The sequence below is a fragment of the Pseudomonas sp. TE3728 genome (assembly GCF_056279145.1).
This window is the reverse complement of the sequence record NZ_JBWBQT010000001.1, coordinates 3,667,514-3,689,825: the sequence shown is the minus strand read 5'-3', so window position 1 is coordinate 3,689,825 and position 22,312 is coordinate 3,667,514. Positions and strand designations below refer to the sequence as shown.

Genomic DNA, 22,312 nt, shown 5'->3' with positions numbered 1-22,312 from the left:
AACGCAATGTTGGTTGTCTCTATCAACGAGCCTTGAGCTTCTGATCGATGGCATCCATCAGAAGGCCACCAATGTCGGTGCCGAACGCGTTATCGATCTCGCGAATGCAGGTCGGGCTGGTGACGTTGATTTCGGTCAGATGCTCACCGATTACGTCGAGACCGACGAACAGCAAGCCCTTCTCACGCAGGGTCGGGCCGACTTGCGCGGCGATCCAGCGATCCTTCTCGGTCAGCGGTCGGGCTTCGCCACGGCCACCGGCGGCGAGGTTGCCACGGGTTTCACCGAGCGCGGGAATCCGCGCCAGGCAGTAATCCACTGGTTCGCCGTCGATCATCAGGATGCGCTTGTCGCCATCAATGATCGCCGGCAGGTAACCCTGGATCATGATCTGCTGCCGGCCATGCAAGGTCAGGGTTTCGAGGATTACCGACAGGTTCGGGTGGCCAGCGGTGTGACGGAAGATCGACGAGCCGCCCATGCCGTCCAGCGGCTTGAGGATCACGTCACCGTGATGGTCGGCGAATTCACGCAACACGTCGGGGCGACGGCTGACGATGGTCGGCGGTGTGCACTGCGGGAACAGCGTGGCGAACAGCTTTTCGTTGCAGTCACGCAGGCTTTGCGGCTTGTTGACCACCAGTACGCCGGCATTTTCCGCTTGTTCCAGCAAATACGTGGAATAGACGAATTCCATGTCGAACGGCGGATCCTTGCGCATCAGGATCACGTCCAGATCGCTCAGCAGTGCATCGCTTTCGGCGCCCAGCTCAAACCATTTTTCCGGGTTGGCGAACACCTTCAGCGGACGCATCCGCCCGCGAGCCTCGCCTTCAGCCTGATACAAATCGCGCTGTTCCATATAGAACAGTTCCCAGCCACGCTTTTGCGCGGCCAGCAGCATGGCCAGCGAGCTATCCTTTTTATAGGAGATGCTGGCGATAGGATCCATGACAATCCCGACGCGAACGCTCATGGGGTTTTCCTCGAAATTGGGGTGGAAAGTGTTGTGAAAAAGTGGCGTCAGAGTGGCGCTGAGTGTGTTCCCGGTCAAGGAAAAACCACCGCCAGGGTCGCCCGATAGATTGGATGGGGAGACTGTGCTAAAAAGACTGCCATGCCCTGTTGGCCCTTAAGTATCAAGGGTTTCGAGCCGGCGATGAGCGGCAAACGGACAAATTGATTCACAAAGGCGACGGTAGAGCCACTATGGAACAGCATTCCAGCGCCTTGAAGGTCATGGTGATCGATGATTCGAAAACGATTCGTCGCACCGCCGAAACGCTGTTGAAAAACGTGGGCTGTGAAGTCATCACCGCAATCGATGGTTTCGATGCCCTGGCCAAGATTGCCGACAATCACCCCGGCATCATCTTTGTCGACATCATGATGCCGCGTCTGGATGGTTATCAGACCTGCGCTTTAATCAAGAACAACAGTGCGTTCAAGTCCACGCCAGTGATTATGCTGTCGTCCAAGGACGGGTTGTTCGACAAGGCCAAGGGGCGGATCGTCGGTTCCGACCAGTTTTTGACCAAGCCTTTCAGCAAGGAAGAACTGCTGAACGCGATTCAGGCCCATGTACCGGGCTTCACCGCCGTTTCGCCGCAGTAGGACACGCACAGTGACACTCGGCCATGGGGCCCGGTGTCGACAAGAATGGGGAAGACCATGGCACGTATTCTGATCGTCGATGACTCGCCGACCGAAATGTACAAACTGACCGGCATGCTCGAAAAGCACGGTCATGAAGTGTTGAAAGCCGAAAACGGCGCCGACGGCGTGGCGCTGGCCCGTCAGGAAAAACCCGACGCGGTGCTGATGGATATCGTCATGCCCGGCCTCAACGGTTTCCAGGCGACCCGTCAGCTGACCAAAGACCCGGAAACCGGGCACATTCCGGTAATCATCATTACCACCAAGGATCAGGAAACCGACAAGGTCTGGGGCACGCGCCAGGGCGCCAAGGACTACCTGACCAAACCGGTCGACGAAGAGACCCTGATCAAAACCCTGAACAACGTGCTGGCCGGTTGATCGTCCGGTCATGACCGAGTCGCTAACGGCTTTCGAACTGCTGCTGCAGATTGACCAGCGCTGTCGTCTGCTGGCGGCGGACCTGCCGTCCCAGCAGACCCGACAGGACAGCTGGAGCGGCATCGGCTTTCGCTTGGGCGAGCATTGGTACGTCGCGCCCATGGGCGAAGTCAGCGAAGTCCTGCACGAACCGCGCGTTACCCAATTGCCGGGGGTCAAGCCCTGGGTCAAGGGCGTGGCGAACCTGCGCGGGCGCCTGCTGCCGATCATGGATTTGAGTGGCTTCATCGGTCATGAACTGTCGAATCTGCGCAAGCAGCGGCGGGTTTTGGTGGTGGAGCACAACGAGGTGTTTGCCGGGTTACTGGTCGATGAAGTGTTTGGCTTGCAGCACTTTGCCCAGGACAGCCTGGAACCGGTAGATACCTTGAGCGGCCCGATTGCACCGTTCATCAAAGGCCGGTTTCAGCGTGAGCAGAATTGGCAGGTATTCAGTCCGTTTGCGTTGGCGCAGTCACAGAGTTTCATGAACGTAGCGCTGTAAACCCTGTGGGAGCGAGCCTGCTCGCGATTGAACGATAACGCGGTGCTTCCTGATACATCGCGGCGCCTGAATCGCGAGCAGGCTCGCTCCCACAGGTTCTTCGGCAAGCTTTACAGGGTGTTGGTTAACAGGCGAGAACCGATGATAAAAGCAAAAACAGGCAAGCCAGAAGGGTCGCGCAGTCGGTCGCAGATCATTGCGCTGTTCATCGCGTTGATCGTCTTCATCATGCTGCTGTTCGCCAACTTCGCGTACCTCAACACCCAGGCGAATTACGATAAACAGTACATCGGCCACGCCGGTGAGCTGCGCGTGTTGTCCCAACGCATCGCCAAGAACGCCACCGAAGCCGCCGCCGGCAAGGCCGCGGCGTTCAAGTTGCTCAGCGATGCACGCAATGACTTCGCCCAGCGTTGGGGTTACCTGAAGAAAGGCGATCCTTCCACCGGCCTGCCGCCGGCACCGTCCACCGTGCGCCCGGAAATGCGCGCCGTGCAGCTGGATTGGGAGCGTCTGCTGAAAAACACCGACGCTATCCTCTCCAGCGAACAGACCGTGTTGTCCTTGCATCAAGTCGCCGCAACGCTGGCCGAAACCGTGCCGCAGTTGCAGGTCGAGTATGAAAAGGTCGTCGAAACCCTCCTGCAACGTGGCGCCCCGGCCACTCAAGTGGCGATGGCCCAGCGTCAGTCGCTGCTGGCCGAGCGGATTCTTGGTGCGGTGAATACCGTGCTGTCCGGTGATGAAAATTCGCAGCAGGCGGCCGACGCTTTCGGTCGCGACGCGGCGCGTTTCGGCCTGGTGCTCAACGGCATGCTTCAAGGCAACGCGGCGCTGAAAATCAGCCAGGTCGAAGACCGCGATGCGCGCGCCCGGTTGACCGAGATATCCGAGCTGTTCGAATTCGTATCCGGTTCGGTGGATGAAATCCTCGAAACGTCGCCACAACTGTTCAAGGTCCGTGAATCGGCCACCAACATTTTTACCCTGTCGCAAACCCTGCTCGATGAGGCTTCGCAACTGGCCAGCCGTTTCGAAAACCTCGCCGGCGGGCGTAACACCGGCACTATCGGTGGTTATGTACTGGGCTTGCTGGCGCTGATGTCGATCATCCTCATCGGCCTGGTGATGGTGCGCGAAACCAACCGTCAACTGCGTGAAACCGCCGAGAAGAACGAGCGCAACCAGAACGCGATCATGCGTTTGCTGGACGAAATCGAAGACCTCGCCGACGGCGACCTGACCGTGACCGCCTCGGTGACCGAAGACTTCACCGGGACCATCGCTGATTCGATCAACTATTCCGTCGACCAACTGCGCGATCTGGTGGCGACCATCAACCTCACTGCCGGCCAGGTCGCCGCCGCTGTGCAGGAAACCCAGGCCACTGCCATGCACTTGGCCCAGGCCTCGGAGCATCAGGCGCAGCAGATTTCCGAAGCCTCCACGGCCATCAACGACATGGCCCAGTCCATCGATCAGGTCTCGGCCAACGCCGCCGAATCCTCTGCGGTGGCCGAACGCTCGGTGGAAATCGCCAACAAGGGCAACGAAGTGGTGCACAACACCATTCATGGCATGGACAATATTCGCGAGCAGATTCAGGACACCGCCAAGCGCATCAAGCGGCTGGGTGAGTCTTCTCAGGAAATCGGCGACATTGTCAGCTTGATCGATGACATTGCCGATCAGACCAACATCCTCGCCCTCAACGCGGCGATTCAGGCCTCCATGGCCGGTGACGCCGGGCGCGGTTTTGCGGTGGTGGCTGACGAAGTGCAGCGTCTGGCCGAGCGTTCGTCCGCGGCGACCCGGCAGATCGAAACGCTGGTGCGGGCGATTCAGGCCGACACCAACGAAGCGGTGATTTCCATGGAACAGACCACCACCGAAGTGGTGCGCGGCGCGCGTCTGGCGCAGGATGCCGGGGTGGCCCTGGAAGAAATCGAAGGTGTATCGAAGACCCTAGCGGCATTGATCCAGAGTATTTCCAACGCCGCGCAGCAACAGACTTCGTCGGCCGGCCAGATTTCCCTGACGATGAACGTGATCCAGCAGATCACCACGCAGACCTCGTCCGGCTCCACCGCCACCGCCGAGAGCATTGGCAACCTGGCGAAAATGGCCAGCCAGCTGCGGCGTTCGGTGTCCGGTTTCACCTTGCCGGCCAAGTCTGCGGACAACGCTTGAACCGCCTCTGGGCGGATGCATCTTGATTGGAGTGGTTATGGGTGATCGGCACGACTATGTGGCCCTCGAGTGGGTCAAAGGCGAGATTGCCGAAACGCTGAAACAGGCTCATCAGGCGATCGAAACCCTGATCGACGATCCACAGGCGACGCACACGCTGAGTGAGTGTCTGGCCTGTGTCCATCAGGTTCACGGTAGTTTGCAGATGGTCGAGTTTTACGGCGCGGCCTTGCTCGCCGAAGAGATCGAGCAGTTGACCAGCGCCCTTCAGCAGAACCGCGTCAGCCATCGCGACGAGGCGATCCACCTGTTACTGCACGCCCTGGGGCAATTGCCGACTTACCTCGACCGGGTGCAAGGCGCCCGTCGTGACTTACCGCTGGTGGTGTTGCCGCTGCTCAACGACCTGCGCAGCGCCCGTGGCGAAAGCCTGTTATCGGAAACCAGCCTGTTCAGCCCGCAACTGCCGGAGCTGCTACCTCTGGGCCCAGAGGCCTTGGCGCTGCTGGAACCGTCCGACTTGCCGAATGTGCTGCGCAAATTGCGGCAGATGTTGCAGATGGCCCTGGTCGGTTTGTTGCGCGAGCAGGATGACGAAACCCACTTCGGTTATCTGGCCCGGGTGTTTGCGCGCCTCGAAGCGCTGTGCGACAACGCGCCCCTGAGCCCGTTATGGCAAGTCGCTTCGGCGCTGGTCGAGGGCATGCGTAATGGCTCGATCGCCAACAGCCCGGCGTTGCGCAGCTTGTTCAAGGACGCCGATAAAGAGCTCAAACGTTTGCTCGAACAAGGCATGCCTGGAATCAATCAACCGGCACCGCCGCAGCTGCTCAAGAGTTTGTTGTTCTATATTGCCAAGGCCGAACACCCCACCGGGCAGATGCTGACCATGAAAGATCGCTACTCACTTGACGACGCGTTACCCGACGGCGCGATGGTCGATGAAGAACGGGCACGACTGGCCGGCCCTGACCGCGACGCCATGCGCTCGGTATTGTCGGCGCTGTGCGAAGAGCTGGTGCGGGTCAAGGAGCGCCTGGACTTGTTCGTGCGCAGCGACCGTCAACACACCTCGGACCTCGAAAGCCTGCTGGCGCCTTTGCGGCAAATCGCCGACACCCTGGCGGTGCTCGGTTTCGGCCAGCCACGCAAGGTCATCATCGATCAACTGGCGGTGGTGCTGAGCCTCGCTCAGGGCCAGCGTGAACCCAACGACGCGACCCTCATGGACGTCGCCGGGGCCTTGCTCTACGTCGAAGCGACCCTGGCCGGCATGGTCGGCACCGTGGAGCCGCAAAGCCAGGAAGACAGCCGTCTGCCGACCACCGATCTGACGCAGATCCACCAGATCGTGATCAAGGAAGCGCGCATTTGCCTGCAACAGGCCAAGGACATGATCGTCGACTACATCGACGCCGACTGGGACCGCCAGCATTTGCAACCCTTGCCGGCGTTGCTGACCCAGGTGCGCGGTGCGTTGGCGATGATTCCGTTGGCCCGCGCGGCGAGCCTGGTCGAGACCTGCAACGGCTTCATCCGCGAACATCTGCTGGTGGACCCGGGCCAGCCCGGCTGGGAGCAACTGGACAGTCTGGCCGACGTCATCACCAGCATCGAATATTACCTGGAGCGCCTCAGCGACGACCCCGAAGCACCGGGGGAACACCTGCTCGATGTCGCGGAAAAAGGCCTGGCCTCGCTCGGCTTCTTCCCCATTGAACAGCAGGTGCCGATGCTCAAGGATGTGCTCAGCCCCAGTGAAGCGCTGGTTATGCAGGACATGCAGGAGCTGGATGACCCCGAAACCGTTCAGTCCCTGGCCGATGTGCTGGCCAGCCCCGTATCGTCCGTCAACCCGCCAGCCCTGACCACACCGGGCAGCCTGTTGCCGCCGCCCGCCGGTGAAGAGCCGGTGGACGATGAGCTACGGGACGTCTTCCTCGAAGAGACTGACGAGGTGCTGGAAATCCTTGAGGAGTATCTGCCGCGCTGGTCGGCCAACCCCGACAGCACATCGGCCTTGAGTGAACTACGCCGCGCCTTCCACACCCTCAAAGGCAGTGGCCGAATGGTCCGCGCGCTGGTGCTGGGTGAATTGGCCTGGGCGGTGGAAAACCTGCTCAATCGCGTGCTGGAACACAGCGTTGCACCTTCGCCTGCGGTGCAACAACTGGTGGGCGATACGCTGAAGCTGCTGCCGGATCTGGTGGCCGAGTTCGCCGCCAATGCCCAGCGCCAACGCAACGATGTCGATCAACTGGCCGCCCGCGCCCATGCCCTCGCCAAGGGTGATAAACCGGTGCCCGATGAGGATGTGCAGGATGTCGCGGCGCTCGATCCACTGTTGCTGGAGATCTTCCGCAACGAAGCCGAAACCCATTTGAGCAGCCTCAATCGCTTCCTCGACCAAGCCGCCGAACACGTACCGCTTCAGGCCAGCGACGAGTTGCAGCGGGCGTTGCACACCCTGAAGGGCAGCGCCTCGATGGCCGGCGTGCTGCCGATTGCCGAGCTGGCGGCGTCGCTGGATGAACTGGCCCGGGAGTACAAGGCGCACCGGATTGCCCTAGACCTGGACGAAGTTGAATTGCTGCTGGAAGCCGAAGGGCTGTTCCGCCTTGGGCTGCGACAACTCAAGAGCGATCCGCTGGCTGAAATCCCCGACGCCCGCTCGCTGATCGAGCGCACCCACGCAGTGCTGGCCGAGCGTCTGCACAGCCTGTTGAGCACGCCCAATACGAAGCTGCGGATCAAGCGCGATCCGCAACTGATCAACAACTTCCTTGCCCAGGGCATGGACATCCTGCTGGACGCCGAAAGCCTGTTACAGCGCTGGCAGCAGCATCCCGGCGAGCGACAGGAACTCAGCGCGCTACTGGACGAACTGACCACCCTCGGCGAAGGCGCGCACCTGGCCGATCTGCATCCGGTGGATGAACTCTGCGAAGCTTTGCTCGACCTGTATGGCGCTGTGGAAGAAAGCAGCCTGGCGGTCAGCGACCGGTTTTTTCATGAGGCGCAAAGTGCCCATGAAGCGCTGATCAATATGCTCGACGAACTGGCCGCAGGCCAGGAAGTCACTGCGCAACCGCAGCGGGTGCGTGCCTTGCGCGACTTGCTCGATGAGAGTCTCGATCCCTCGTCCATGGGCCTGATCCGCAGTGACGGCAGTCGCACCCTGAGCATCCGCGAACTGGGCAGCGCCACCGCCGAGCTGGAGCAGAGCGCGACGCAGGTGGAGCTGGACGACGAAATCGTTTCGATCTTCCTTGAAGAGGCGGTGGATATCCTCGAAAGCGCCGGCCAGGCTTTGCAGCGCTGGCTGAGTGCCCCGGACAACGCCGCGCCGCTGTCGTCCTTGCAGCGCGATTTGCACACCCTCAAGGGCGGTGCGCGGATGGCCGAGGTCGAGCCGGTCGGCGATCTGGCCCATGAACTGGAAAACCTTTACGAAGGCCTGGTGGACCGCCGTTACAGCCACAGCGAAGCGCTGGCGCAATTGCTGCAACAGAGCCATGACCGACTGGCCCTGTTCCTTGATCAGTTGCAGCACAACCGTCCGTTGGGTGATCCGGGTGAGTTGATCGCGGCCATTCGTGAGTTTCGCCAGGGCAATGCCGGCAGCGCCGAGGCGATCGAACCAGCGGTCAGCCATGACTCGGCGGGTCATGATTCCGAGCTTCTGGAGATCTTCCTCGAAGAAGGTTTCGACATCATTGAGAACTCCGGCGCGGCGCTGTTGCGCTGGCAGGCCGAGCCGTCGAATCGCCAGGAAATGGAAACCCTGCTGCGCGACTTGCACACCCTCAAGGGTGGCGCGCGGATGGTGGAGATTGTGCCGATTGGCGACCTGGCCCATGAGCTGGAATTCCTCTACGAAGGCTTGTCGGCGGGCGTGCTGCAACCTACCGCCGAGCTGTTTTCGCTGTTGCAACGCAGCCATGACCGACTGGCGCAGATGCTCGACGCCACACGCGCCGGTCAGCCATTGCCGCCGGCCGATCGGCTGATCGACGCGATCAAGAATTTCAGCCATCCGGCAGTGCCCGAAACATCGGCACCCGTGACGCTGCCCGTAGCGCCCAAAGCCGAGCCAACCGCGCTGCAACCGGAAGGCACCGATACGGTCAAGGTTTCGGCGGAGTTGCTCGATGATCTGGTCAACCTGGCCGGGGAAACTTCAATCTTCCGTGGCCGCATCGAACAACAGGTCAACGATGCACGGGTGGCCCTGAGCGAGATGGAAACCACCATCGAGCGCATGCGCGATCAATTGCGCCGCCTCGATACCGAAACCCAGGGGCGGATTCTCAGCCGTCAGCAAGTCGACGCCGAACGCCTGGGCTACGAAGAATTCGACCCGCTGGAGATGGACCGTCACTCGCAGCTGCAACAGTTATCGCGGGCACTGTTCGAGTCTGCCTCCGACCTGCTCGACCTCAAGGAAACCCTCGAGCGGCGTAATCAGGACGCGGAAAACCTGCTGCAACAGCAGGGCCGCATCAACACCGAATTGCAGGAAGGCCTGATGCGTACGCGCATGGTGCCGTTCGAGCGAATGCTGCCGCGCTTGAAACGCATCGTTCGGCAGGTCGCCAGCGAACTGGGCAAGGACGTGGACTTCATCGTTGGCAACGCCGAAGGCGAGATGGACCGCAACGTCCTCGAACGCATGGCCGCGCCGCTGGAACACATGCTGCGCAATGCCGTCGACCATGGGCTGGAATCGGCCGAGGTGCGTATCGCGGCGGGTAAACCGGCCCAAGGCAAGATCACCCTCGACCTGTCGCGAGAGGGTGGTGACATCATTTTCGACATCCGCGACGACGGTGCCGGCGTGCCTTTGGACGCCGTGCGGCGCAAGGCGATCAAGCGCGGGTTGCTCGACCCGGACAGCGACATCAGCGACCGCGACGTGCTGCAATTCATCCTGCAACCGGGGTTCTCCACCGCCGAGAAAATCACCCAGATCTCCGGGCGTGGCGTGGGCATGGACGTGGTTCACGAAGAAGTCCGGCAGCTCGGCGGCAGTATGACCATCGACTCGGTGCCAGGGCAGGGTGTGCACTTCCGGATTCGCTTGCCGTTCACCGTATCGGTCAACCGCGCGCTGATGGTGCAGTGCGGGGAGGATCAATACGCGATCCCGCTGAACACCATCGACGGCATCGTGCGGGTGTTGCCCAACGAACTCGAAGGACATTACCGGCTCGATCCGCCGACCTACGAATACGCCGGGCAACGTTACGAGTTGTGCTATCTCGGCGAGCTGCTGAAAACCAGCACCCGCCCAAAACTGCTGGGCCAGAGCCTGCCGTTGCCGGTATTGCTGGTGCAATGCAACGAGCGGCACGTCGCGGTGCAGGTGGATGCCATGGCCGGCACCCGGGAAATCGTGGTCAAAAGCCTTGGCCCGCAGTTCGCCGCGGTGCAGGGTTTGTCCGGCGCGACAATTCTCGGCGATGGCCGGGTGGTGCTGATTCTCGACTTGCTGGCGCCGATCCGCGCGATGCAAGCGCGGGTGCCGCAACGACCAGTGACACAGGACGTAGAGCCCGAATCGCAACGGCCGCTGCTGGTGCTGGTGGTCGACGATTCGGTCACCGTGCGCAAGGTCACCAGCCGTTTGCTGGAACGCCACGGCATGAACGTGCTGATCGCCAAGGACGGTGTCGACGCCATGTTGCTGCTCGAAGAACACATGCCCGACCTGATGCTGCTGGACATCGAAATGCCGCGCATGGACGGCTTCGAAGTGGCGACCCAGGTGCGCGCGGACGAGCGCTTGCGGCATCTGCCGATCATCATGATCACCTCCCGTACCGGCCAGAAACACCGCGATCGTGCCATGGCCATCGGCGTCAACGACTACCTCGGCAAGCCGTACCAGGAATCGGTGCTGCTCGACAGCATCGCCCGGTGGAGCAAAACCCATGTATGAACACCGCTCCAGCAACCTCACTGGGCTGCTACTGCCCCTGGCTGACCGCAACCTGATCCTGCCTAACGTCGCTGTCGCTGAACTCATCGATTACCAACCCGGCGCCTTCGACCTCGACACACCTCCGTGGTATCTGGGGTTGGTGAAGTGGCGGGATCGGCAGATTCCGTTGCTTAGTTTTGAGTCGGCGTGTGGCAACAAAGTGGTGATCGGTGAGCGAGCACGGATTGTCATCCTCAACGCCCTCGGCGGGCGGCCAGAGTTGAAGTTCATTGCGCTGCTGGTGCAGGGGATTCCGCGGTCTTACAAGCTGGATAGCCAGTTGAGTTATGTCGATGTGCCGTTGTGCGCGCTGGAGCAGGCGGCGGTGCAGGTGGGGGAGCAAGTGGCCAAGGTGCCGGATTTACTCGCGCTGGAAGAACTGCTTGTCAGTGCCGGTCTGGTCTGACCGGATCCCTGTGGCGAGGGAGCTTGCTCCCGCTGGGTCGCGAAGCGGCCCTAAAACCTGCAATCGAGGTGTATCAGGTACACCGAGAACAATGGTTTTACGACTGCTTCGCAGCCGAACGGGAGCAAGCTCCCTCGCCACGGGGGTTTCTGCGTTAAACCCCAGCCCGAGCCTTCATCTGCAACGACTCATGATGATCCAGCACTCGCTCCACCAACAACTGCACGCCATCTGCCAAACGGCTGAGCGCTAAAGCTACAGAACGGCGTGAGCCTTCTACATCGTCCGCCAGGTCGGCAGCAATGGCGCTGATGGACAGCAGGTCTTCGGAGGCATTGGCCAGAAGGGCTTCGGTGTCGATATCGGGGGCGACGGTGAAGAGCTGGGACTTACGGCGTTTGGCCGGTTTTTCGTGGGGTGACGGGAAGTAATGGGAGAAGGCGCGGTCGGCGGCTTCCTTCATTTTTTCTGCATCGAGGGATGCTTGGGAATCGGTCCCGGATTCTGGCGGGTTGGGAGTAGCTTTGAACATTGTGTATCTCCAGTAATGAGTTTCAGCTGCTCCATCGGTTCCAAGCGAAGGGGTGGCAGCTGTACGCAGGTTGGAACCCGAGGTGGAGAAAACCCGGCAGACCCGAAGGTCTCCCGCGTACAGCCGCCATAACGGAATACACACATTAAAGGTGCGCAAGCATACGTCATGAGGGGCGCTTTTGCGTCTTCTACACCTCGGGGTTCCAAACCCGGTCGCTGAATTGGCAGCGACACGCAAACGATAAAGATCAACGCAAAAGCGCACCAGTCAGCGGGTTCCGGCATTGCTGTAGGCAGCAACGCCAGACTGCGTAGCCTCTCACCGTTCCTGCGGACAAACTTCTAAACACAAAACCTCAGGCGGTCGGACCTTCCAACAAGCCCCTGGCCACAAAGGTTTCTGTATCAGGTTGAAGATTCCCAAAAAGGGACCTAGCGTTCCGCGTCCTCAACCCGACGCTCTACACCCCCGACGACTGGGCCGCCAAACTGGTGGCTGAAAATAGTTTTGTCGTGCGGGTAGCGCAGCAGGACAAGATCAATCTGATGGGGGGAAACCCTGTAGGAGCTGCCGAAGGCTGCGATCTTTTGATCTTCCGGTGCGAGCAATGACGTAAAGATCAAAAGATCGCAGCCTGCGGCAGCTCCTACAGTGAGATTGGTGTCACCCTCAAAACCTGTGGGAGTGGGCTTGTCCGCGAAGAATGATAACGCGGTCAGTCTGACAGACCGCTAAAGCCTGTATTACGGCTTAAGTGACTGGCATTAGGCCTCTCACCTATCCTTCTGGTCCTCACTCTTCAGTCTGGTCAATACGATGACTCCGTTGGTGCTTGAAAAGAACGCATACCAGGAATTCCATGCAATGCATCGTGCAGGAAACTTCAGCGGCCAGCGGCTTGGGCAAGCGTTCTACAACCACTTCAAACTGCACCGTCTTTCTGACCAGCAGCAATTGAAAGGTTTGTATGAAGCTGACGGGAAGTCGGCTCTCAAGATCATCGAACGAGTATTCACGCTCAGTTAGTACCTTTTTATGCCTGCGAGAGATTGGTTGGCTGTCGGGCCCCATCGCGAGCAGGCTCGCTCCCACAGGGGTGACGCGTTCCAATGTGGGAGCGAGCCTGCTCGCGATGGCGTCGGCACTGACAACCATTACCCTGACCGTAACAATCCAACACGCTGCTTGATTGATGCTCCCACCCAACGCTCCTAAGGTGACCCCCACGACAGCGAACCCGTGGAGTGGTCATGACAACAACAATATCCCCCGACTCGCGATGGACGCGGCGGCGCAGCGAAAAGCAGCGGCGCCTCGAATTGGTGAAGGGGCTTGCCGACGGTGTGGTGTTGCCCACCGACAAGATCGTTGCGGCGCTGGAGGCGTTGATTTTGCCCGGCGACCGTGTGGTGCTGGAGGGCAATAACCAGAAGCAGGCGGATTTCCTCTCCCGCTCCCTGGCCAAGGCCGATCCGGGCAAGCTGCATGACTTGCACATGATCATGCCCAGCGTCGGGCGTTCCGAGCACCTGGACCTGTTCGAGCGTGGTATCGCCCGCAAGCTCGACTTCTCTTTTGCCGGCACCCAAAGCCTGCGCATCAGTCAGTTGCTCGAAGACGGCCTGCTGGAAATCGGCGCGATCCACACCTACATCGAGCTCTATGCGCGACTGGTGGTCGACCTGATTCCCAACGTCGTGCTCTCGGCCGGTTTCATGGCCGACCGCGCCGGCAACATCTACACCGGCCCGAGCACCGAAGACACCCCCGCATTGATTGAACCGGCGGCGTTCAGCGATGGCATCGTCATCGTGCAGGTCAACCAATTGGTGGACGACGTCAGCGAACTGCCCCGTGTCGACATCCCTGCGTCTTGGGTCGACTTCGTGGTGGTGGCCGACAAGCCGTTCTACATCGAACCGCTGTTCACCCGCGACCCACGGCACATCAAGCCTGTGCACGTGTTGATGGCGATGATGGCGATCCGCGGGATCTACGAAAAACACAACGTCCAATCCCTGAACCACGGCATCGGTTTCAACACCGCGGCCATCGAACTGATCCTGCCGACCTACGGCGAATCCCTCGGTTTGAAGGGCAAGATCTGCCGCAACTGGACCCTCAATCCTCACCCAACCCTGATCCCGGCCATCGAAAGCGGCTGGGTCGAAAGCGTGCATTGTTTCGGCACCGAGCTGGGCATGGAAAACTACATCGCTGCCCGGCCTGATGTGTTCTTCACCGGCCGCGACGGCTCCCTGCGCTCCAACCGGATGTTCTGCCAACTGGCCGGACAGTACGCGGTGGACCTGTTCATCGGCGCAACCCTGCAAGTCGACGGCGACGGCCATTCCTCCACTGTGACGCGCGGTCGCCTGGCCGGTTTCGGGGGGGCGCCGAACATGGGCCACGACCCGCGCGGTCGCCGCCATGGCACGCCGGCCTGGCTCGACATGCGTCACGACGATGCACCTGAAGCCTTGCTGGAACGCGGCAAAAAACTCGTGGTGCAAATGGTCGAGACCTTCCAGGAGGGCGGCAAACCGACCTTCGTCGAAACCCTCGATGCCGTGGAAGTGGCGAAGAAAAGCGGTATGCCGCTGGCGCCGATCATGATTTACGGCGACGACGTCACCCACCTGCTCACCGAAGAAGGCATCGCCTATTTGTACAAGGCCCGTTCCCTCGAAGAGCGTCAGGCGATGATCGCGGCCGTGGCCGGGGTGACCGCCATCGGCCTGCGACACAACCCGAAAGACACCGCCCGTATGCGCCGCGAAGGCCTGATCGCTTTGCCCGAAGACCTCGGCATCCGCCGCACCGACGCCACCCGCGAGCTGCTCGCAGCGAAAAGCGTGGCCGATCTGGTGGAGTGGTCCGGTGGCCTCTACAACCCACCCGCCAAGTTCAGGAGCTGGTAATGCACGCATTCAACCTGCAACCGAAAACGTTAACCCTGGCCGAACGGCTGGCGGATCTGGCGGTGGACGCGCTGATCGACGAAGCGGATCTGTCGCCGAAACCGGCGCTGGTGGATCGTCGCGGCAATGGTGCGCACACCGATTTACACCTGAGCCTGATGCACGCCTCGGCGCTGTCGTTGTGGCCGGCGTTCAAAGCAATGGGAGAAGCGGCCATCGAATTTGGCGAAGTCGGTTTACCCCTGCGCGAAGCCCTCGGGCGGATTGGTCGTAACGGTGAGCAAACGATGCTCGCCACCACCGACGGTGTGAATACTCATCGTGGGGCGATCTGGGCGTTGGGGCTGTTGGTTGCTGCGGTGGCGCTGGAGTGCACGAATACCAAAGCCAGCGCCGTGACCTTGCGCGCCGCACGTCTGGCCTTGCTCGACGACCGTTACGCGCCGCGTCCTCTGAGCCATGGCGCTCAAGTCGCCCAGCGTTACGGTGCTCGCGGTGCACGCGAAGAAGCACAGCTTGGTTTCCCGGCAGTGATTCAACGCGCACTGCCGCAACTCAAACGCAGCCGCGCCGCCGGCCATGGCGAACAGAACGCCCGGCTCGATGCCTTGCTGGCGATCATGACGACACTGGCCGACACCTGCGTGCTCTACCGCGCGGGCGAACAAGGCCTGCAGACCATGCAACTTGGCGCTCAAGCGGTGCTCGACGCTGGCGGCAGTGCGAGCCTGGCCGGTCGCCGCCGTTTGCATGAGCTGGACCAACAATTAATCGCGTTGAATGCCTCGCCCGGCGGCGCTGCGGACTTGCTCGCAGCCTGCCTGTTTATCGACCGTATCGACTCGGGCGACGGCGTCCTCCAGGGAGCGTTTTGATGGAAACCTTATCCTTTGAATTCCCCGCCGGGCAGCCGCCACGGGGCAGGGCGCTGGTGGGCTGCGTGGGCTCGGGCGATCTGGAAGTGCTGATCGAACCGGGGCTGGCCGGCAAGCTGACGATCCAGGTGCAGACCTCGGTCAACGGCAGCGAACAACGCTGGCAGCATCTGTTCGCGCGGATGTTCGACGGCCAGACACCGCCCGCGATGGCGATTGATATCCACGATTTTGGCGCCACTCCCGGCGTGGTGCGTTTGCGCCTGGAACAAGGCTTCGAGGAGATCAGCCATGACTGACAGCGCAGCGCTTCTCAGCAAACATAGCTTCGTCGAACTCGGCGCCCGGCAACGAGCGAAAGCCTTGCTCGACGCGGGTACTTTTCGTGAACTGCTCGACCCGTTTCAGCGCGTCATGTCGCCATGGCTGTCACGCCAGGGCGTGGTGCCGCAAGCCGATGACGGCGTGGTGATCGCCAAGGGCAGCATCGGCGGTTTGCCGGTGGTGATCGCTGCCATCGAAGGCGCGTTTCAGGGCGGCAGCCTGGGAGAAGTCGGCGGAGCGAAGATTGCCGGTGCGCTGGAACTGGCCGCCGAGGACAACCGCAAAGGCATTCCCACTCGCGCCGTGTTGCTGCTGGAAACCGGTGGCGTGCGTTTGCAGGAGGCCAATCTCGGGCTGGCGGCGATTGCCGATATTCATGCGGCGATTGTCGATTTGCGCCAGTACCAACCGGTAGTTGGCGTGGTCGCCGGCAGCGTCGGTTGCTTTGGCGGCATGTCGATTGCCGCCGGGTTGTGCAGCTATTTGCTGGTGACTCAGGAAGCGCGCCTTGGCCTCAACGGCCCTCAAGTGATCGAGCAGGAAGCCGGACTTGAGGAATACGACTCCCGCGATCGCCCGTTTATCTGGAGCCTGACCGGCGGCGAGCAACGTTTCGCCAGTGGTCTGGTGGATCGCTACGTGGCTGACGACGTGGCGCAGATTCAGCTGCAGGTTAGCGAATTGCTCCAGCAGGGTTTGCCGGCGCAGCAACGTAGTCGCCAGTCCGAATGGTTTCTGCAACGGCTGGCCAGCCTGGATGCTGAACCACAAATCGAACCGGCGACGGTTCGCGATCTGTATCAAGGAGAGCGCTCATGAGTTCGTATTCCCTGAGAGGCTTGAACTGGTTCAACGCCTTGAGTGCCGGCGCGAAACCGGTCGCGGATTTGCCGGCGTCGTTGAAAGTCGCCGATGGTGCGCTGGGTGACCAGCCCGTGCGATTTATTGCGGTGGTGGCCGATCCCGACAACCGTTTCGTCCGCGCCCGCAATGGCGAGGTCGGTTTGCTGGAAGGCTGGGGCCTGGCCAAAGCGGTGGATGACGCCATTGCCGCGGATAACGACAAACCTCAAAAACGCGCCTTGATCGCCATCGTCGATGTGCCGAGCCAGGCTTACGGCCGGCGCGAAGAAGCCCTCGGCATTCATCAAGCCCTAGCCGGTGCTGCGGACAGTTATGCCCGCGCCCGACTGGCCGGGCATGCGGTGATCGGTTTACTGGTGGGCAAGGCGATGTCTGGCGCCTTCCTCGCTCATGGCTATCAGGCCAACCGGCTGATCGCGTTGCGCGATCCGGGCGTGATGGTGCATGCGATGGGCAAGGCGTCGGCGGCGCGTGTGACGTTGCGCAGTGTCGAAGAGCTTGAAGCCTTGGCCGCCAGCGTGCCGCCGATGGCCTATGACATCGACAGCTTTGCCAGCCTGGGTCTGCTCTGGGAAACCTTGTCGGTGGATCAGATTGAGCAGCCGACGACGGCGGATCTGGCGCGGGTGAACGAGTGTCTGGTTCAGGCGATTGAAGATGTCGGGGCTGGTCGTCGCGATTTGAGCGGCCGCTTGGGTGCGAACAATCGCGCCGCGTCGAGCAAGGTTCGCCAACTGCTGAGAGAGCAGTGGTGAGCACGCTTCTGGCCCACGACCTGCTGTGGGGGATGACCCCGGAGCAGTTGCCTGCGGATGCGCCTGCGTGGGTGATCGAGTCGATCAGCGCGGGTCAGCCGGTGGTGGTTCGGCGTGCGATGACTGCGCCGGATCAAATCGCGGTCGGCGTGCGCGGACGCTTGCGTGAGCAGCGTTATGCAACGTCGATGGCGATCACGGCGATTGCACGTCGGGTAAGGCCGGAAGAGCTGTGTCATGTCGAGGCGACTCGGGACCTGCGGGCCCTGCGAGCGCTGGCGCAATTGCGACCAATGCTCGACGCCTGCGGTTGGGTGTGGGGTGTCAGCGGCAGCGCCGGGTTTGAATTGGCCAGTGGTTTTGCGGCGTTGCATGAGCGCAGCGATCTGGACTTGATCCTGCGTACACCGCAACTGCTGGGCCGTACTCAAGCGCAGGAATTGGTGACGCTTCTCGGCGCCGCTGAGTGTCTGGTCGACATGCAATTGCAGACACCTTATGGCGCTGTGGCCTTGCGTGAATGGGCCGGCCCGTCGCAGCGGGTGCTGCTCAAAAACGCTCAGGTCGCCTGCCTGGTCACCGATCCCTGGAACCCGCAGGAGCAAGCAGCGTGAGCAGTTTGCTGGTGTTCCCCGGTCAGGGCGCGCAACAACCGGGCATGCTTCATCGTTTGCCTCGGGAAACGCTGATCGAGGCGAGCGAGGTGCTGGGTGAAGATGTTTTGTTGCTCGATTCTGCCGAGGCGTTGCAGTCGACGAGGGCGGTTCAGTTATGCCTGCTGATCGCCGGAGTCGCCGCTTCACGTCAGTTGTTATTGAGCGCGGATTACGTGGCCGGATTGTCCATCGGCGCCTATCCAGCGGCGGTGGTCGCCGGCGCCTTGAGCTTCAGCGATGCGCTGCATCTGGTCAGCCTGCGCGGTGAGCTGATGCAGCAGGCTTATCCTCAGGGCTATGGCATGACCGCGATCATCGGTCTGGATCTGGCGACGGTGGAAAGGTTGCTGGCGCAGGTTCACAGCGTCGATACACTGGTTTACCTGGCCAATATCAACGCCGATAACCAGGTAGTCATTGCTGGCAGCGACGAGGCGATGAAAGCGGTTGCCGAGTTGGCGAAAGGGCGTGGCGCCGGTCTGGCCAAGCGTCTGGCGGTCAGCGTGCCGTCCCATTGCCCGCTGCTGGAAGCACCGGCAAAAACCCTGGCCGAAGCTTTCGCCAAGGTGCAGTTGAAAACGCCGACCGTGGGTTACCTGAGCGGCAGTCGCGCCCGGCCCGTTATCAATCCCGAGGCGTTACGCGACGACCTGGCCTTCAACATGTGCCGTGTGGTGGATTGGCGCGGCACGGTACAAAGCGCCTACGAGCGCGGCGTACGTCTACAGATCGAACTGCCGCCCGGTGCGGTGTTGACCGGGCTGGCGCGCCGGGTGTTCGAGCAGGGCACCGTGATTGCCTTCGACGGTGCGCGGCTCGATACCTTGCAGGCGCTGTTGCGTGAGGAGGGAAGACGCCAACCCTAGAACTCAGGCTGCGAACGACAAAAACAACAATTCCGACGATGCACTTTGAGGACTACAACAATGATTATTTACGGTGTGGCGCTGTTGGCGATCTGTACGCTGGCAGGGGTGATCATGGGTGACATGCTCGGCGCATTGCTGGGCGTGAAATCCAACGTCGGCGGGGTCGGGATCGCGATGATCCTGCTGATTTGCGCGCGGTTGTGGATGCAAAAACGCGGCGGCATGACCAAGGATTGCGAGATGGGCGTCGGCTTCTGGGGCGCCATGTACATTCCGGTGGTGGTGGCGATGGCCGCGCAACAGAACGTCGTTACCGCTCTACACGGCGGCCCGGTGGCGGTGCTGGCGGCGATCGGTTCGGTGGTGCTCTGTGGCTGCACCATTGCCCTGATCAGCCGGACCCACAAAGGTGAACCCTTGCCCGATGAACCGGCGGACATAACGTCGGTTGGCGCACCGGCAGGAGGTCGCTGATATGTGGGATCTCATCGAGAAAGGTCTGGAACATAACGGTCTGATCACGGCGTTCGCCTTCGTTGGCGTGATCATGTGGGTGTCGGTGGTGTTGTCCAAGCGCCTGACCTTCGGACGGATTCACGGCTCGGCGATTGCCATCGTCATCGGCCTGGTGCTGGCCTGGGTCGGCGGCACCATGACCGGCGGGCAAAAAGGCCTGGCGGACTTAACGCTGTTCTCTGGCATCGGCTTGATGGGTGGCGCGATGCTGCGTGACTTTGCCATTGTCGCCACGGCGTTTGAGGTGCAGGCCACGGAAGCGAAAAAGGCCGGGATGATTGGTGTTATCGCGCTGCTGCTGGGCACGATTCTGCCGTTCATTGTCGGGGCGAGCATGGCCTGGGTATTCGGTTATCGCGATGCGATCAGCATGACCACCATTGGCGCGGGCGCGGTGACGTACATCGTCGGGCCAGTGACCGGGGCCGCGATTGGTGCCACGTCCGATGTGATGGCGTTGTCGATTGCCACCGGGCTGATCAAGGCGATTCTGGTGATGGTCGGCACACCGATGGCGGCGCGCTGGATGGGGCTGGATAACCCGCGCTCGGCGATGGTGTTTGGCGGCCTGGCCGGGACGGTGAGTGGGGTGACCGCAGGGTTGGCGGCGACGGATCGGCGGCTGGTGCCGTATGGCGCGTTGACCGCGACGTTCCACACCGGGCTTGGGTGCTTGCTTGGGCCTTCGTTGCTGTACTTCATTGTTCGCGGGATTGTCGGCTAACGAATGACTGCTTCTTGTGGCGAGGGAGCTTGCTCCCGCTGGGTTGCGCAGCAGCCCCAATTTCTGACACCAAGGTGTATCAGGTAAATCCGGTGGTCTGATTTTGCGGGCGCTACGCACCCGAGCGGGAGCAAGCTCCCTCGCCACACTCAAGCCTGCCGATTGGCATACATCCGACACTCCGCCAGCAACGCCAGCAAATTCGGGTCACGCTCCTTGGCCTTCAGGAACACCACCCCGATGTGCTGCTGTAACCGATACTTTTCCTGCAACGGAATCAGCTTCACCCGGTTCTCATACACCGCCGCAATCCTTCCCGGCAGCAACGCATAACCGACCCCGGAGCTGACCATGCTCAGCAGGGTGAAGATGTCGTTGACCTGCATCGCCACCTTTGGCTCGAACCCCGCCTGCTTGAACACCCGAATACCGTCCTGGTGCGTGGCGAAGCCTTGGGTCAAGGTGATGAATGTCTCGTCGCGCACCTCGGCCAGATCGACTTCGGTCCGCTGGGCAAAGGGCGAATCCGCCGGGGTGGCGAGGAAGATGTCATCGGAAAACAACGGAATCTGCTCGCAGTCCGGGTCATTCACGCTGTCATCCAGCGACACCAGGATCGCGTCGACTTCCATGTTCTTGAGCTTGTACAACAGGTCGATATTCGAGCCCAGGATCAGGTCGATATTGAGTTCGCTGCGGCGAATTTTCAGGCCCATGATCAGCTGCGGCACGGTCTTCACCGTCAGCGAATACAGTGACCCGAGTTTGAAACGTTCGGCGGAGAAACCGGCCGCTTCGCGGGTCAGGCGCACGCTTTCGAGCACGTCCTGAATCAGCTTCTGCGCCCGTTCTTCCAGCACATAAGCGCTTTCGAGTGGGGTCAGGTTGCGGCCTTCGTGTTTGAATAGCGGGCAACGCAGGGCGCTTTCCAGAGAGTGGATAGCGCGGTGCACGCTGACGTTGCTGGTTTGTAACTCGGCAGCGGCGCGGGTCAGGTTGCCGGTGCGCATGAAGGCCAGGAACACCTCGAGTTTTTTCAGGGTCAACTCTTCATCGATCAGCATGGGCGTGACTCTTATTCGAATCGTTCGATTGTGCCCAATTGGCTGACGTTTGGCTCGATGGCTTTCGTAGGAGCTGCCGAAGGCTGCGATCTTTTGATCTTCGGCATCTTTAAGGGCACCTAGAATCAAGATCTGAGGTTTGGCTCGATGGCTTTTGTAGGAGCTGCCGAAGGCTGCGATCTTTTGATCTTTGGCATCCTAAGATCAAGATCAAAAGATCGCAGCCTCGTTTCACTCGACAGCTCCTACACAGCTCCTACACAGCTCCTACACAGCTTCTACGCCGGTCCTACAGGGCTTTGTGTTAATGAATTTTTAAGGTGAGCAACGCATGTATCACGGGGAAAGATTGAACGCCTGGACGCATCTGGTCGGGGCGGTGGCGGCGTTTGTCGGCGGCGTGTGGCTGTTGGTGATTGCCAGTATGGATGGCAGTCCGTGGAAGATCGTCAGTGTGGCGATTTATGCGTTTACCTTGCTGGTGCTCTACAGCGCCTCGACCGTGTACCACAGCGTGCGCGGGCGCAAGAAAGCGATCATGCAGAAGGTTGATCACTTTTCGATCTACCTGTTGATTGCCGGCAGTTACACACCGTTCTGCCTGGTCACCCTGCGCGGGCCGTGGGGCTGGACGTTGTTCGGGATCGTCTGGGGGCTGGCGCTGATCGGCATCCTGCAAGAGATCAAACCCCGCTCGGAAGCGCGGATTCTGTCGATCGTGATTTACGCGGTGATGGGCTGGATTGTGTTGGTGGCGGTCAAGCCATTGCTGGCGGCGCTGGGGCCAGTCGGCTTTACCTGGCTGGCGACGGGCGGGGTGTTGTACACCGTGGGGATTATCTTTTTTGCCCTCGATAATCGCTTGCGGCATGCGCATGGGGTCTGGCATCTGTTTGTGATTGCCGGGAGCTTGCTGCACTTTGTGGCGATTCTGTTTTATGTCTTGTAGATCGCACTGCAGCTCAAAATCTGTAGGAGCGAGCGGTGCGGCGATCCGACTTGCCCGCGAACAAGGCCCCCGCGATATATCAGGTACACCGCGTCATCGT

20 protein-coding genes are annotated in these 22,312 nt (G+C 60.9%); 16 read left to right on the top strand and 4 right to left on the bottom strand.

Annotated features, from left to right (window positions below; all coding sequences use genetic code 11):
* Positions 1 to 22 precede the first annotated feature (22 nt).
* Complete coding sequence (gene gshB, locus ACZ89R_RS15995; RefSeq protein WP_429545267.1) at positions 23 to 976, bottom strand: glutathione synthase; 954 nt, start codon at positions 974 to 976, stop codon at positions 23 to 25.
* Positions 977 to 1,209: 233 nt separating this feature from the next.
* Between gshB and pilG the strand changes: the two genes are divergently transcribed.
* From pilG to ACZ89R_RS15965, 6 genes are all read left to right on the top strand, one after another.
* On the top strand, positions 1,210 to 1,614 hold the full coding sequence (pilG, locus tag ACZ89R_RS15990) for a twitching motility response regulator PilG (RefSeq protein WP_008068133.1): 405 nt from the start codon (positions 1,210 to 1,212) through the stop codon (positions 1,612 to 1,614).
* A gap of 57 nt (positions 1,615 to 1,671) precedes the next feature.
* The gene (gene pilH, locus ACZ89R_RS15985) at positions 1,672 to 2,037 is read left to right on the top strand and encodes a twitching motility response regulator PilH (RefSeq protein ID WP_008068134.1); all 366 of its coding nucleotides are present in this window, start codon (positions 1,672 to 1,674) and stop codon (positions 2,035 to 2,037) included.
* 10 nt (positions 2,038 to 2,047) lie between these two features.
* Positions 2,048 to 2,581 (top strand): chemotaxis protein CheW, encoded by a 534-nt coding sequence (locus tag ACZ89R_RS15980; protein WP_429545268.1) that lies wholly within the window; start codon positions 2,048 to 2,050, stop codon positions 2,579 to 2,581.
* A 141-nt stretch (positions 2,582 to 2,722) separates the two neighbouring features.
* Entirely contained in the window at positions 2,723 to 4,771 is a 2,049-nt protein-coding gene (locus ACZ89R_RS15975) for a methyl-accepting chemotaxis protein (RefSeq protein ID WP_123500223.1), read from the top strand.
* 37 nt (positions 4,772 to 4,808) lie between these two features.
* The gene (locus tag ACZ89R_RS15970) at positions 4,809 to 10,712 is read left to right on the top strand and encodes an Hpt domain-containing protein (protein WP_429545269.1); all 5,904 of its coding nucleotides are present in this window, start codon (positions 4,809 to 4,811) and stop codon (positions 10,710 to 10,712) included.
* The gene (locus ACZ89R_RS15965) at positions 10,705 to 11,160 is read left to right on the top strand and encodes a chemotaxis protein CheW (RefSeq protein ID WP_429545270.1); all 456 of its coding nucleotides are present in this window, start codon (positions 10,705 to 10,707) and stop codon (positions 11,158 to 11,160) included. Before ACZ89R_RS15970 ends, ACZ89R_RS15965 begins: the two co-directional genes overlap by 8 nt.
* A gap of 154 nt (positions 11,161 to 11,314) precedes the next feature.
* Here the strand turns inward: ACZ89R_RS15965 and ACZ89R_RS15960 are convergent, their stop codons facing one another.
* Both ACZ89R_RS15960 and ACZ89R_RS15955 read right to left on the bottom strand, forming a co-directional pair.
* The gene (locus tag ACZ89R_RS15960; RefSeq protein WP_427624964.1) at positions 11,315 to 11,692 is read right to left on the bottom strand and encodes a DUF6124 family protein; all 378 of its coding nucleotides are present in this window, start codon (positions 11,690 to 11,692) and stop codon (positions 11,315 to 11,317) included.
* A gap of 795 nt (positions 11,693 to 12,487) precedes the next feature.
* On the bottom strand, positions 12,488 to 12,850 hold the full coding sequence (locus ACZ89R_RS15955; protein WP_429545271.1) for a hypothetical protein: 363 nt from the start codon (positions 12,848 to 12,850) through the stop codon (positions 12,488 to 12,490).
* A 95-nt stretch (positions 12,851 to 12,945) separates the two neighbouring features.
* Between ACZ89R_RS15955 and mdcA the strand changes: the two genes are divergently transcribed.
* Genes mdcA through madM form a run of 9 tightly spaced genes read left to right on the top strand, consistent with a single transcriptional unit; the run spans position 12,946 to position 20,199 of the window.
* Complete coding sequence (gene mdcA / locus ACZ89R_RS15950) at positions 12,946 to 14,616, top strand: malonate decarboxylase subunit alpha (protein WP_008007455.1); 1,671 nt, start codon at positions 12,946 to 12,948, stop codon at positions 14,614 to 14,616.
* The gene (locus ACZ89R_RS15945; protein ID WP_429545272.1) at positions 14,616 to 15,491 is read left to right on the top strand and encodes a triphosphoribosyl-dephospho-CoA synthase; all 876 of its coding nucleotides are present in this window, start codon (positions 14,616 to 14,618) and stop codon (positions 15,489 to 15,491) included. The genes mdcA and ACZ89R_RS15945 overlap by 1 nt, the downstream gene beginning before the upstream one ends.
* Positions 15,491 to 15,790 (top strand): malonate decarboxylase subunit delta, encoded by a 300-nt coding sequence (locus ACZ89R_RS15940; RefSeq protein WP_007897982.1) that lies wholly within the window; start codon positions 15,491 to 15,493, stop codon positions 15,788 to 15,790. Before ACZ89R_RS15945 ends, ACZ89R_RS15940 begins: the two co-directional genes overlap by 1 nt.
* Complete coding sequence (locus ACZ89R_RS15935; protein WP_429545273.1) at positions 15,783 to 16,634, top strand: biotin-independent malonate decarboxylase subunit beta; 852 nt, start codon at positions 15,783 to 15,785, stop codon at positions 16,632 to 16,634. The genes ACZ89R_RS15940 and ACZ89R_RS15935 overlap by 8 nt, the downstream gene beginning before the upstream one ends.
* Positions 16,631 to 17,434 carry a biotin-independent malonate decarboxylase subunit gamma gene (mdcE, locus tag ACZ89R_RS15930; protein ID WP_429545274.1) on the top strand — a complete coding sequence of 268 codons (804 nt, stop codon included), beginning with the start codon at positions 16,631 to 16,633 and terminating at the stop codon, positions 17,432 to 17,434. Before ACZ89R_RS15935 ends, mdcE begins: the two co-directional genes overlap by 4 nt.
* The gene (locus ACZ89R_RS15925) at positions 17,428 to 18,048 is read left to right on the top strand and encodes a malonate decarboxylase holo-ACP synthase (RefSeq protein ID WP_401173680.1); all 621 of its coding nucleotides are present in this window, start codon (positions 17,428 to 17,430) and stop codon (positions 18,046 to 18,048) included. Before mdcE ends, ACZ89R_RS15925 begins: the two co-directional genes overlap by 7 nt.
* Complete coding sequence (mdcH, locus tag ACZ89R_RS15920) at positions 18,045 to 18,956, top strand: malonate decarboxylase subunit epsilon (protein ID WP_429545275.1); 912 nt, start codon at positions 18,045 to 18,047, stop codon at positions 18,954 to 18,956. The genes ACZ89R_RS15925 and mdcH overlap by 4 nt, the downstream gene beginning before the upstream one ends.
* 60 nt (positions 18,957 to 19,016) lie before the next feature.
* The gene (madL, locus tag ACZ89R_RS15915) at positions 19,017 to 19,433 is read left to right on the top strand and encodes a malonate transporter subunit MadL (RefSeq protein ID WP_007897996.1); all 417 of its coding nucleotides are present in this window, start codon (positions 19,017 to 19,019) and stop codon (positions 19,431 to 19,433) included.
* Position 19,434: 1 nt separating this feature from the next.
* On the top strand, positions 19,435 to 20,199 hold the full coding sequence (madM, locus tag ACZ89R_RS15910; RefSeq protein ID WP_007897997.1) for a malonate transporter subunit MadM: 765 nt from the start codon (positions 19,435 to 19,437) through the stop codon (positions 20,197 to 20,199).
* Positions 20,200 to 20,348: 149 nt separating this feature from the next.
* Here the strand turns inward: madM and ACZ89R_RS15905 are convergent, their stop codons facing one another.
* On the bottom strand, positions 20,349 to 21,263 hold the full coding sequence (locus ACZ89R_RS15905) for a LysR family transcriptional regulator (protein ID WP_123500196.1): 915 nt from the start codon (positions 21,261 to 21,263) through the stop codon (positions 20,349 to 20,351).
* A gap of 331 nt (positions 21,264 to 21,594) precedes the next feature.
* Here ACZ89R_RS15905 and trhA point away from each other — a divergent pair, with 331 nt between their 5' ends.
* The gene (trhA, locus tag ACZ89R_RS15900) at positions 21,595 to 22,212 is read left to right on the top strand and encodes a PAQR family membrane homeostasis protein TrhA (RefSeq protein WP_429545276.1); all 618 of its coding nucleotides are present in this window, start codon (positions 21,595 to 21,597) and stop codon (positions 22,210 to 22,212) included.
* Positions 22,213 to 22,312: the final 100 nt, after the last annotated feature.